A 13,759-nucleotide genomic window follows, 5' to 3' on the forward strand; every position below is an offset into this window, starting at 1 on the left:
CAATTTAAAATGAAATGGTATGAGCTAATTTAAAGCGAATTTAGAACTTCCTCTGCACTCGGATGGAGGTTCCAAATATCGCTAAGGCTCTTTTGGAATGACGTTTTTTATTCTGAACTTATGAGCTGGCTGCAAGGTGAAACATGCTATTCCTCTGCACTCGGTTGGAGGTTCCAAATATCGCTGTGGCTCTTTTGGAATGACGTTTTTTGTCCTGAAATCATGAGCTAATTTAAAGCGAATTTAGAACTTCCTCTTCATTTGGTTTGAGGTTCCAAATATCGCTGTTGCTGGACTAATATTACAAGCTATGGAATGACGTTTACTGCAAGAAAAACTCGTCATCTCAAAATCGCGAAGCGATATTTGAGATCTCCTTCAATATGCAGAGTACGTTTTTTTGTTCTGAACTTATGCGCTAATTTAAAGCGAATTAAGACCAGTAGGGTCAGTGTTGCTGATTTTATAACTTCCTCTGCACTCTGCTAGCTTTTAGCTATTCTATTTTCTGGGATGGCATCTAACTTAATCCACTTAATTTATCCTGTTATTTTTCTTTCAATGTTGTATAAATTTTTATGGTTTTTAGGTCCTTGCATTGTTTTATATTTTTCAAGTTAAACAGATAAAGGGGTAAACAGCTTTGTTATTTCTTGGTAAATCAAAATTCATTTCAAAGTTGATTGTCGCAACTGGTGTAACGTTTGTATTATTTGCTTGTAAAAGTAGTGATAATCTATTTAAAACGGAACAACATACGTTAACATCGCCTGATGGTCTTATTACACTTAACTTGTCGTGGGAGTCAACAACATCACCGCAGTTCAGTGTGTTTTTCGACGATAAATCAGTTGTCTTACCGTCGGATATAGATTTGGTCTCACCTGGTACTGTCGCAACTGAACACGATCTAGTGTTGCTTTCTGAACGTTCTGTCGATGAAACAGCGGCATTAACTTGGGGCCAGTTTGAAGACCTAAAAAGTCGATACAACGAAGCTCGATTTAAACTTATCGATAAACAAACTCAAAGTGTAATCAGTCACCTAGAGGTTAGGGTTTTCAACGATGCCGTAGCTTTAAGACATGTGTTACAAGCCAAAGCCCAATCAACAACTAAAACGTTTAAAGAAGTAACAGAATTTACTTTAGCCCATGACGCAAAGGCATGGAGTAATAATGGCATGAAGCCTACGAAACAAACCGCGAGTCTTTTGCGTAGCAGTAATGAGAATTTGGCAATCCCTATTGCGTTTACTAGCAGCCAAATGCCAGCAATAGCGTTTCAAGAGGCTGGTCGTGTCGATACTGGTATGATTAAGCTTAAAACAGTATCTGATTCCGCAAAAGTTGTTGTTGCGAGCGCCCCTCTGGTAGCTAGTGATACATCATCGACCACGTCATGGCGCGTATTGCAGCTTGGTAAAACTGTAGGAAGCCTACTTACGTCACAAGTGTTGATAAGTCTGTCGCCACCAAACCAAATTGAAGATACGTCTTGGATCAAAACGGGTAAATCTTTTTGGGACTGGCGTGTACGTGGTGAGCAATATGAAGATCACACATATGCCTTAGATAATGAATCACTAAGACGAATGATTGATTTTGCCTCAAACAATAACATGCAATATGTGATGATCGACGCCAATTGGTATGGGCCAGAACATAACGCCAAGTCTGACCCGTTTACTGAAATTGATGGATTAAATATCAAAGCACTGATCAACCAAGCGAATGAGAAAGGCATTGGCTTTATTTTGTATCTCAATGATAAGGCAAGTGTAAATCATGATTTGGATGAGCTATTTGAAACATGGGCAAGTTGGGGAGCCGCAGGCGTTAAATATGGCTTTATGAAGCTGGGTGGAAAAGATAAGGTAATTAAAACCCTCAAAATTGTTGAACTTGCTGCCAAGCATAAATTATTAATCAATTTTCACGATAGCCCGGTAATTCCAAGTGGTATGAGACGAACATGGCCAAACTGGGTAACCAGAGAAGCAGTTCATGCACAAACGGATGGTTTGTATACTTATAAACCCTCAGGTTTTGTTGAGATGGCACATATAAATGCACTTGCTGGACCGTTAGATATGTCCAATGGTTTCTTTAAGCTAGATGGCCTAAAACAAAGCCGAGATTATGTTAGAGAAGAGGTTTATTCCACAGTTGCAAGTGAAGTAGCGCGTTCTTTAATTATTTTTTCCGGATTGATCATCTTTCCAGATGCCCCTGAAGAGTATTTAGGAAAAAAGGACTTGTTTGAATTTTTAGAAAACATGCCTGCTACTTGGGACGAATCAATGGTGTTATCAAGTGATATTAATGAGCACATAGTTACTGCAAGAAGAACGGGTGAAGAGTGGTTTATTGGTGCGGCGATTAATGAAGCCGGTGGAACCTTGCCACTTAAATTAAACTTTTTAAAACCAAATCAAACTTATTTAGCCAAAATTTATGCAGATGCGCCCAATACCCATTACATAACTAATCGTGAGGCTTATGAAGTTATTACGCGTGAAGTAACTCAAAGTGATGTGTTAAAAATGCACTTAGCGCCAGGCGGTGGTCAAGCGATTTGGTTAAAGCCGATTAAAAAAGGAAAATAAAATGAAATTAAAACTTAGTCTAAGTATCTTGGCCTGTGCCACCACCTTTATGATGGGTTGCACATCCCTTTCAGAGCCTGAACCAGTTAAAAAGCCTAACGTATTGATAATTTTAGTTGATGATCTCGGCTGGGCAGATGTTGCTACATACAACCCAAAAACTAATTATTCAACGCCAAATATGGATAAATTAGCCGCTGAAGGTATGAAGTTTACCGATGGTTACGCTGCGAGCCCGATTTGCAGTCCAACCCGAGCGGCTTTGATAACGGGTTTGCACCCCACTAGAATGGGAACAACTGACTTCTTTCGAAATAGACTTAAGAAAAATAAAATTAGAGAAGGCAAATTTAAACCTGCACCATTTAATGAAAGTCTACCGGAAAACCATGACACCATTGCCAATGTGTTAAATAAAGAAGGTTACGATACAGCATTTCTTGGCAAGTGGCATTTAGGACAAACAGAGCAAGAGTGGCCTGAGTATTATGGATTTGACGTTAATGTTGGCGGTCATGTTGCTGGTAGCCCAATGGGCGGATATTTTTCACCATATATAAACCCGCGTTTAGAAAGCGGACCAAAAGGTGAATATCTAACAGATCGTTTAACATCAGAAGCAATTAACCTACTCGGTAATTACGCGCAGACCGACAAGCCATTTTTTATGTTGATGTCGTATTATTCGGTTCATACTAAATTAGCAGCGCCTAAAGACTTGGTTGAAAAATATGAAGCCAAATTTGCTGGCACTGATCCAAAATCTGAATTTGCAGAAATCGAACAAATTTGGCCTAATAAAAAAGCCAGATTAAATCGCGTGTCTCAAACACATCCAACATACGCCTCTATGGTTGAAAAAGTCGATGAGAATATTGGACGTATCGTTAACGAACTAGACAAACAGAATTTACAGGACGACACGATTGTCATCTTACTTTCAGACAATGGTGGCTTGTCTACATCTGAAGGTAGACCAACATCTAACTTGCCACTAAATGGCGGAAAAGGTTGGTTATATGAAGGCGGTATACGAGTCCCATTTGTAATTCGAGTCCCAGGCAGTGCATCTAACGGTAAAACCAGTAACGTTCCAGTTACGATGATGGATATCTCGGCAACGATTTACGCAATGTTAGGTATCGATGAAGACAAGCTTCCAAAGTCGGACGGTGAAAGCTTAAAACCTATTTTGGCATTGGAAAATGGCCTTGAAAACAGACCGTTATTTTTCCATTACCCGCATTACTCAAACCAAGGTGGTTTCCCTGGAGCTGCTGTTCGTTTAGGAAAGTGGAAATTATTGGAGCGCTTTGAGGATGGCCAAGTGCAACTATTTAACTTAGCCGAAGATATTGGCGAAAACCGTGATTTGGCGAAGAATTATCCCGAAAAGGTTGAAGAGCTTCGTAAAGTATTACATCAGTGGTACAAAGATCAAGACGCAGAGTTTTTGAGAAGTAACCCGAACAAACCACAGTTTGGTGAACCTTGGAAACCAGTTGGTTAAAGAAAAGCGAGATATTTAATAATGAAATTACTATCAGCAGCGATAGCTTCAGTCACATTAGTAGGCGCTTTGGCATTACAAGCTTGCAGTACAACGGATGTTGCTCTGCCACAAAAGGTAACAGTCACACACTCAGCGTTAACTGGAATTGGCGTTGAAGCTGGGGTAATGCGACGTGATCCAAGTGATGTTATCAAGGTTGATAACATTTACTACGTTTGGTATTCAAAGGGAAAGATTTCCACTGGATATGATGCAACCGTTTGGTACGCTACGTCCCTTGATGGTCATAATTGGGTTGAGCAGGGCGAAGCATTAGCAAAAGGGAAAAAAGGAAGCTGGGAAGGTGAAAGCGTATTCACGCCCAATATCCTTGTTGCAGAAGGTAAGTACTGGCTTTTTTATACCGGTACGTCTAAACCTTATAAACGCCCATTTAGTCCTGATTCAAAGATTGGCTTGGCGGTATCCGACTCGCCATATGGTCCTTGGGAGCGTGTTTCCAATCAACCAATCTTAAAAAATAGCGACACCAAGAGTGATTTCGATAGTCATTTGATTGACGATGCAAGCCTACTCGTTAAAGATGGAAAATATTGGCTGTATTATAAAGGCCGTCAGTTAGGGAAAAGCCCAAAAGAAACACAAATGGGGTTAGCCATAGCGGATAAACCACAAGGCCCATATATCAAGGTTTCAAATACGCCAGTCATCCCTGGCAATCATGAAGTCTTTGTTTGGCCACAAGGTAATGGTGTTGCGGCAATGATAGGAGATCGAGCGCCTGCCAATATCCAGCATTCAATAATGTTTGCTGAAGATGGTATTAATTTCACTCGTGTCTCCGACGTCATCGGTTATCCATGGGCTGCCGGTGGTTATCGACCTGAGGCATTTACCGACAGTAATAAAGGTGGCTTGCCTCAATGGGGTGTTGAAATTGGTAAAGCTAAAAAGCAATTACCTTTCATTCATCGATTCGATATCATTCAAAATTGATAGACTGTATAAGCATGCCGACAGCCTCGGCATGCTTATAATTTTACCGTCTCATAATTATTCAAAACAGCGCCTGACACAGGTCACATACCACTTTATTTTCATCAAACATCCACTGACTGACATATTCAATTCCTAGCAGTAAACTTAAATTTGTTGACATTAAATCAATGATCTCATAACCTGTATTTTATATTTAAAAATACAATTTGTAGTGGAGCGCTGTAAGCCTCACTTTAGTTCATTCGATGCAAAATGTTCAAATGACGGTTGGAAATCAATTGATATGAAATCATTAAGAAGTTTATCTATGTTATTTGGGATCGCATTTTTAGCGTCCTGTTCAAACACTCAAGAAACAAATACTCAGGAAGATCCCGATAAGGCGGAATTTCCGAATATCATATATATCCTCGCGGATGACGCCGGAGTTGGAGATGTCTCAAGTTATAACCCGCAGTCAAAGATCCCAACGCCAAATTTGGATGAACTGGCAGCGCAAGGGATTAGGTTTACCGACGCGCATTCTCCTTCGTCGGTTTGTACACCAACTCGGTATAGTGTATTAACCGGTCGCTATTCTTGGCGCAGTCGTCTTAAAAAAGGGGTTTTATTTGGTTATGGAACAGCCTTAATTGAAGATGGTCGTGAAACCGTAGCATCGGTATTAAAATCGAGCGGCTATAACACGGCTGGTATCGGTAAATGGCATATTGGTTTGGGCAGTGGTAAAAAAACAGATTATAGTAAACCATTAACACCTGGGCCAATTGATAACGGCTTTGATTATTACTACGGGATCCCTGCGTCATTAGACATGGACCCTTATGTTTATTTTGAAAACGACAAGTTGGTTCAGCCTGCAACATTAAAAACCGGCAAACATGGCCTTCCGCGCGGTGTTGGTGGTGGTGAAGAGTTTTGGCGTGGCGGCGAAATCGCTAAAGACTTTAAGCATATCGAGGTGTTACCAAACATAGTTAAACGAGCAGAAGACTATATTGTTGAACAAAAAAATAGCAAAAAGCCATTTTTTCTATATTTGCCGTTACCTGCACCGCACCAACCATGGTTACCAACCGCTGAATTTAAAGGAAAAAGCCAAGCCGGCGCTTATGGTGACTTCATGGTCCAAGTCGATAGTGTTGTGGGCCAAATCGTAAGAGCAACGGAAAAAGCGGGTTTAACTAAGAATACACTTATTATATTCACCAGCGACAACGCTTCACATTGGTATCAGCGTGACATCGACGAACATGGACACCGTGCTAATTTAAATTACCGCGGCCATAAGGGCGACATTTATGAAGGTGGCCATCGTGTTCCATTTATTGCCAAATGGCCTAATAAAATCCCTAGCAATCAAGTGTCTGATGAACTGATATCTCTGACTGATTTGATGGCGACGGCCGCAGCGATTACAAATACAACGTTACCAGCAAACGCCGGTGAAGATAGTGTTAACATATTGCCTGTGTTGACGCAGCAAAATGCCAACATACCTCCTAGACAAACAACCATTACACATTCGGTAGATGGCACGTTTTCAATCCGTCTAGGGGCTTGGAAGTTAATCGATGCGCCACATTCAGGTGGGTTTAATAAAGGGAAGTTGAGTCAATATACAGATATGCCGCAGGTGCAATTATATAATTTGGACTCTGATCCTTCAGAATCAAATAATGTTTACGATAAATATCCAGCAAAGGTAACAGAGATGTTGACCCTGTTAGCTAAAATTAAACAGCAGAGCAGTTAGGTTCATATCGTGATGATAATATAGGTCAGGTTTATTTCTGCACTCATTACCTCTACGCTTAAAGAGTGGTACTGAATTATTCAGTGTCACTCTATTTTTAACAATCAATAACATTTCATAATACGCCCCATTACTGTATTTTTGTGTCTTATTAGACACTATAAAGTCCCTTTTTTAACACTATTTGGTATTCACTAAATAGCTTATCTTTATTTTTGTTTAACAAATTTTACGTTTTTTAGCGTCGACTTTTGTCTAATATGGGTAGTTATTAAAAGGGTCTTCCATAATGAATTTATTTACTAAATATCGCTTCGTATTATTTGTTTTAGCGATTATTTCTTCACACATTAATGCAGCACGTTTACATATTGATTTAAACCAAAACTGGAAATTTTCTTTATCCGGCAGTGACGCTGCAACATCACCAACGTTTGACGATAGGGATTGGAAGACAGTAAATGTGCCACACGACTGGGCATTTAATAAAGGGATCAGTATTGACGGCCAACAAGGTGACAAAGGCGGTTATTTTGACGGTGGTTTAGGTTGGTATCGTCAATCATTCGACGTCAGTAAATCCTGGTTAGATAAGCGTGTTGTGATTGATTTCGAAGGCGTTTACATGAACAGTGAAGTTTGGATAAACGGTCACTATCTTGGTAAAAAAGCCTATGGCTATATTTCGTTTCAATACGACATTGGTCAATATTTAACAGCGGGCACTAACCATATTGCCGTGCGCGTTGACAACTTGAAAGAGCCTTCTGCTCGTTGGTATCACCCAGCAGGTATCTATGCACCTGTCTCCCTAACAGTAATGGATGCTCAATCTTATGTTCAAAATAATGGTGTCTATGTCACCACGTCGTTAAACAAAGATAAGTCAGCACAAGCGACGGTAAAACTGGAATACGCTAATACCCGAAATGAATCTTTGTATGTTGAGTCTAAAATTGTCGACCAAACGGGCAAGCCAGTATTAGTTGAGAATAATCCATTACCAGCTTGTACTTCAGAAAACTGTTCAACAACGTCACAGTTAACTTTATATAAACCAAAGTTATGGGACACAGAAACGCCTAATCTTTATACCTTGAGTACAACCATTCGTAGCTCCGATAAAGTTTATGACACGGTGGATACTCGATTTGGTATTCGCACGATTAAATGGGATACAAAAACCGGGTTTTGGTTAAACGACAAGGTGACCAAACTTAAAGGCGTGAGTGAGCATTGGGAAGGTGGCCCGGTAGGTGGCGCTTGGACTAAGCCATTGTTGCGTTGGAAGTTAGCATTATTTAAAGAAATGGGCGTCAATGCAATCCGTACAGCCCACAATCCATATCCACCAATTTTTTATGAATTGTGTGATGAAATGGGCATCTTGGTCATGGATGAAGTGTTCGATGGCTGGAGTAAAAAGGCACCGTTTGACTATGGTCAGCAGGCGTTTAAAGACGATTGGAAAACAGATCTAACAGAATGGGTTAGTCGTAACAGAAACCACCCATCGATTATCCTTTACAGCGTAGGTAATGAAACTCGAGGCGATGAAATTGCTGAGAAATTAGTAAACGAAATGCACAAACTCGATCCAACTCGCCCTGTGACTTCAGGCCACAGTGCGTCAAGTAAAATGGACGTGTTTGGAGTAAACGGCGGCAGTGAAAAAACACAATTTTTCGAAAATTCACGACCGGATCTACCTTTTATTGCGACTGAAGCACCACACACTTGGCAAACACGCGGATATTACCGCTCTCAAACGTGGTTACGAGACGGCAATCATTCGAAACGACAAGGCATTTTCCCGTTACCTGATTTAGCCGAGGAAGAAATCTTCACTTACGAATGGGCAGATCCAAGTACATGGAGAAACCCAAAGCAGCATTTTAATTCGTCATATGACAACGCAACGGTAAGAATATCAGCCCGTAAAAACTGGGAGTTAATGCGCGATTTACCTTGGTTTAGCGGACATTTCCGTTGGACTGGTTTTGACTATTATGGTGAAGCGGGTTATGTCCACGGTGGCTGGCCGTTCCGTTTATTTATGGGTGGCGCGTTAGACGTAGCCGGATTTGAAAAAGATCTGTTCTATTTCTACAAGAGCCAATGGACCGACGAACCTTTTGTACATTTATTACCGCATTGGACTCATCCGCGAATGGCAGCAGCAACGAAGATCCCTGTTTGGGCTTATTCTAACTGTGAAGAAGTTGAGCTATTTATTAACGGAAAATCGTTAGGTCGTGATTCGTTAGGAACTAAATGGGACGAAATGCAAGCCGAGTGGATGGTACCTTGGCAAGAAGGCACACTAAGCGCTAATTGTTTAGTTGATGGTCAAGTCAAAGCAAGCACTCAGCAGGTTACAGCAAACGCCCCAAGCCGTTTACAACTAACACTTGAAGACCGCTTTGTTCAACCTGAAACAGGCAGCGCAATAATCACCGCTGAACTGCTAGATGAAAAAGGAACCTTCTATCCATATGGCGAAAACAAGGTTTACTTCCATTTAGTGGGAGACGCCGAGATCCGTTCACTAGAAAACGGTGATCCAGTTGATACGTCAAAAAATGTCGGCGTAGATAATCGTAAAGCTTTTATGGGAGCGACTCGAGCGTTTATTGATATTGATAACGGTGCAACTAATGTGTCTATGATCAGTGCCGCGATTATCGGAGATAAGCAGTTATATTCATCAGACTTAATTAACATTGATGTGGCCACACTAAATATCAAAGGCAAGGCGGCTAAAGTTAGCATTGACGTGTTTTACACAACTGACGGTTCTATACCGTCAAAGCGCAGTCAAAAATATTCAGGCGCATTTAAAGTAAAACCAAACACGTTAGTTCAAGCGGTTGTTTATATTGACGGTAAAGCATTATTTACGATGAAAGAAGCGTTTGCAGATGGTTCAGGTTTGTATTGGGGAAAAACGGGCTCCAGCGCACAAGTCGAAAATTCACGTGCGATGCCTGCTAAAGATGCATTACTTAAAGGAGCTGCAAAACGTGCTACTCACGTTGATTTTCAAGCCAGTGAAGGTTCTATTACTTGGTATCAGGAAAACGACGGCGAATACGGTATGAATGAATTGGCCATCGAATACGCATCAAATGATAAAGAAAGCGACCGCGAGATGTTACTTATCGTAAATGGTAAAAAGATTGCGAAGCTGAAATTTCCTAAAACAGGGAAATGGCAAGGCAAGTGGGCAACAGTCACGGTTGACGCACCACTTGGTGCCGGAGCTAATTACATTGAATTAAAAACAACGGGTAGCAGTGGCCCTAATATTAAGTCACTAAGTATTACGGCAAAGGATGACGAATAAATGGATTTTGCAGACTACTCAAACGTTGTTTTGAGTAAGCCTTTAAATTACAAGTCTTTGGCTCACAAGCTCAGGTTGATGTCGAAATTGGTTAAAGTTTTTGTAATAACCATGATTGTTATCTTTGCTACAGGTTGCAAGTTAACTGACGATGCAAAGGGACCTAAGAGCGACAATGGCGAAATTGCTACCGTTGCTCCCGGTCAATTTAAACTGTTGGCAAATAACGCAGATGTTGTGGGGGCGCTCAAAACAGCTCAACATGTGGACTTTAAAGGAAGAGAAGGCTCAGTAACATGGAAGTTAAAAAATGTTGGTGAAACTGGTCACTATGACTTGAGGTTCTTATACGCTTTAAATGACCCCAAAAAACAACGAAATATGGATCTTTACATCAATGATGAAATTGTAACCTTAGTTCGTTTTTCAAATACGGGCAGTTGGCATTACAAATGGGAAAAAGCCCAGGTAATCGTTAAGGTGAATAGTGGCATTAATACCATTAAATTAGTGAGTAAAGGAAATAGTGCACCTAACCTAAAAGCGCTAATTATTTCGGGCTGATGACAAGCTTTAATATCGCCCAACTTCCTGTTGGGCTTTGTTTTTCAACGCCAATATTCTTCCGTATTTTTTCTATCTTTTAGCTAAGTGATCACATAACTTTGATTTGTAATCTAAAACTGTCATTCCAGAACATATAAATATCAAGCAACACCTGATCCAGTTCAGTGATTGGTATAAGTGCTTTCTTTTACTATTAATTTTCTTAAATATTAGTTCCTTCAATTTGATTAATTTTTGAGGGTTTGGCGCGACAGACTTGTTTACTTTATATCTAACCGTGGATAAACGACCACTCGAAATTATTGGTAGAGCGACTCAATTAAAATAGTTTTGATAACAAAACTTTCAGTGGCAACTTCAAAAGCGAATTTATAATTATGAATATCAAGCAAGGCGTTTTAAAAAAGGGACTTTCTAACATTGCCGTTATTTTAATTGGCGCGCTAAGTTTTTATAGTCTGCATGCGCAATCAGCTATTGAATTGCATGCGGGTGAGTTAAAGCAAAAAATTGATATTGTCGGTGGAGACATGGAACGCTCGGCAAATTTTTTGTTACAAGCTAGCAACCCAGACGAAATCATCGATTGGTATTTTTCAGACATGGTGATGCCTTATATGAGGGTGGTGTTTGATAAAAAACAAGAATTGATTGAAGGCGCTCCCAATTTTGGTTTTTACAGCAAACAAATTGAAGTGATGCAAAAAATTAAAGCGGTGAATCCAGACGTAAAATTTTGGGCGACATTAAAAACCGACTATGACGGTTACGGCAAAAATAACAATATGCCGGACTGGATTTATACTGGGAATGGTTATAACGGTGGGAGCTATAATTCAACACTTTTTAAAGCCGACAAATATGCGGGCTTTCTCGCCGACTACTTAAAACTTATGCATGAAAGTGGCGTTAAAATTGACATTATATCGGTATCTAAAGAATGGATGCAGGTAATGCCGGCACGGAATGAATACAACACGATTAATCAGTTGAAACAGCTGTTAGCAACGGAAGCCTACAAAGGTGTACCGGTTCCTGAATTTAATGGCCCTGCGGCGTGGGGGGTAAAACAAGCCAAAAATTTTGTGGTGGATGTCAGCAATAATGGCTATCAGGCAAATTACTCTGGCTTTTCGGCACACACTTATGACAAGCCGACAGAAGCGAATTGGTTGGATTTAATTACTGCCGCGTCTGCGATTAATAAACCGGTATATAATGAAGAATCCAATGCCGCTGGTGGCGGGCCTTTGTGGGGCGAAGAACCTACGATAGGTGGAGTCATCAATATCTATACGGGTAAAACAGAATCATATCGGGCTGGATTACGGGGCGAGTTGTTCTTTGAAATTTGGTCAAGAGGGATCACCAAAGAAACGCGCGCCGTTTATTTTACCAAAGGACAAAAGGGCAATCGCCTCCGTGGTTATTGGTTAATAAAAGCGTTTATTGATGGTGTGTATAACAAACATTATATCGCTCACACAACACCGCAAGAATTGTCTGACATTAAAGTGATGGCGTTTTCTGACGATGAATATATCACCGCTTATGTGATTAATGCGTCTACAACAAATGCGTTTACCAACTTGCCAATTACGCTTAATGATAAAGTTATTACCAGTAATACAATAGTCGCTCAAACCTGGAGCGAGGACACACCTAAAATGGGCGTTGTTAGTGGTATAACAAAAACCTCAAGTAATTCTTTTTCAGTAAATGTCGCTCCTTCGAGTTTAGTCATCTATAAGTTCAGAATTGGTGGTAATGCGACAATTAATCTGTCGTTAAATCAAAACGAAATCACGGCAACAGAGCAGTCGTTTAACTTAGATGTCACGGCCAATCAACCGTGGGTCATTACTCAACTCCCTAACTGGCTAACAGTAGATCAACAAAGTGGCGATGCATCAACAACCATTACATTTAACGCGATTGAAAATATGTCGAATGTTGAACGTGCCGCCACTATTTATGTTAACGACGTGCCTTTGCTTGTGGTTCAATCCGGCGGGTATGGCCAAGGTGAGGGGGATGTGAATCTAGACGGTGTTGTTAATGCTGCGGATCTTGAATCTTTTAGAGCGGTTTATGGCCTGAGTAATACCGACAAAAACTACCTGCTAAGTGCTGATCTCGATGTTGATGGCAAGATCACAAAGCGGGATTACAGCCAACTCTACGCAATTTTCTTACAACAATAATTAAAAAGTTGTCGCTAGGTGAGAATACATAATGGCGGCGCTTTTAAAATTAAAAAAAAGGTTGTCTTCATGACACATACAACACTCGTAGGTAGCCGTCTAAAGCAGGCTTGTTGTCGCTTTATCATAATCTGCATGAGCTTAATACCTGCTGCCCAAGCTAGCGTAACATTGGATGTATTATCGGATGATATACAGGTCGGAGATTACTTTTTAGTAAATGTTATTTTAGAAAATACTGAACATAAATCCATTTCTTCATTTGCATTTGATTATAACGACGCTGCATTGCAGCAACTTGAATTTACTGGGGATGAGTTGACCGAACCGAGATTTTCTCGTATTGAAGAATACGCTACGGTAGATAACTTAGTTATCAGCCCTGAGCGAGTTAATGAGCAAAATACCCTGCTGGCGACACTGAAATTTTATGCCCATAGCACAGGAAAGGTTACATTATCTTTGCTTGGTAACGACGGTGAGTTGTCTGGTGTATTTTTTACTGATCTTACTTATGAATCAATTGACGCCAATGTCAGCTTCGTTGTGAATGACAAAGTTGAATCTTTACCTGATACCGACAACAGCTCCGGCGGATCATTAACTGGCTTGCTGATATTGTGCCTATTTGGTGTACGTATAGTGCGTGCGCGTTATTGACAAAACTAGGCACTGTAACTTAGAAGCAGTGTCTTGCCCCTAACCTTGAACTCATATTTGTTAACGTCTATTCATTTTAATCAAACGCGATATCTCGCCAGCATCA

At 40.5% G+C, this 13,759-nt stretch carries 8 protein-coding genes; all 8 read left to right on the forward strand.

Annotation, left to right across the window (positions count from 1 at the left end):
* Positions 1-643 precede the first annotated feature (643 nt).
* Positions 644-2,608: a glycoside hydrolase family 97 protein gene (locus KO525_RS13660; protein WP_215964388.1), complete on the forward strand. Its 1,965-nt coding sequence runs from the start codon at positions 644-646 to the stop codon at positions 2,606-2,608.
* Position 2,609: 1 nt separating this feature from the next.
* On the forward strand, positions 2,610-4,118 hold the full coding sequence (locus KO525_RS13665; RefSeq protein ID WP_215964389.1) for a sulfatase: 1,509 nt from the start codon (positions 2,610-2,612) through the stop codon (positions 4,116-4,118).
* A gap of 21 nt (positions 4,119-4,139) precedes the next feature.
* On the forward strand, positions 4,140-5,117 hold the full coding sequence (locus KO525_RS13670) for a family 43 glycosylhydrolase (protein ID WP_215964390.1): 978 nt from the start codon (positions 4,140-4,142) through the stop codon (positions 5,115-5,117).
* 286 nt (positions 5,118-5,403) lie between these two features.
* Entirely contained in the window at positions 5,404-6,876 is a 1,473-nt protein-coding gene (locus tag KO525_RS13675) for an arylsulfatase (protein ID WP_215964391.1), read from the forward strand.
* Between the two features lie 289 nt (positions 6,877-7,165).
* Entirely contained in the window at positions 7,166-10,222 is a 3,057-nt protein-coding gene (locus KO525_RS13680) for a glycoside hydrolase family 2 TIM barrel-domain containing protein (RefSeq protein ID WP_215964392.1), read from the forward strand.
* Positions 10,223-10,786, forward strand: a complete 564-nt coding sequence (locus tag KO525_RS13685; RefSeq protein WP_215964393.1) for a hypothetical protein — start codon at positions 10,223-10,225, stop codon at positions 10,784-10,786. It begins immediately after the preceding gene.
* 380 nt (positions 10,787-11,166) lie between these two features.
* Positions 11,167-12,993, forward strand: a complete 1,827-nt coding sequence (locus KO525_RS13690; RefSeq protein WP_215964394.1) for a BACON domain-containing protein — start codon at positions 11,167-11,169, stop codon at positions 12,991-12,993.
* Between the two features lie 69 nt (positions 12,994-13,062).
* Positions 13,063-13,653: a hypothetical protein gene (locus tag KO525_RS13695; protein ID WP_215964395.1), complete on the forward strand. Its 591-nt coding sequence runs from the start codon at positions 13,063-13,065 to the stop codon at positions 13,651-13,653.
* The last annotated feature ends 106 nt before the right edge of the window (positions 13,654-13,759 follow it).

The sequence above is a fragment of the Psychrosphaera sp. B3R10 genome, from assembly GCF_018861025.1.
Lineage (GTDB): Bacteria > Pseudomonadota > Gammaproteobacteria > Enterobacterales > Alteromonadaceae > Psychrosphaera > Psychrosphaera algicola.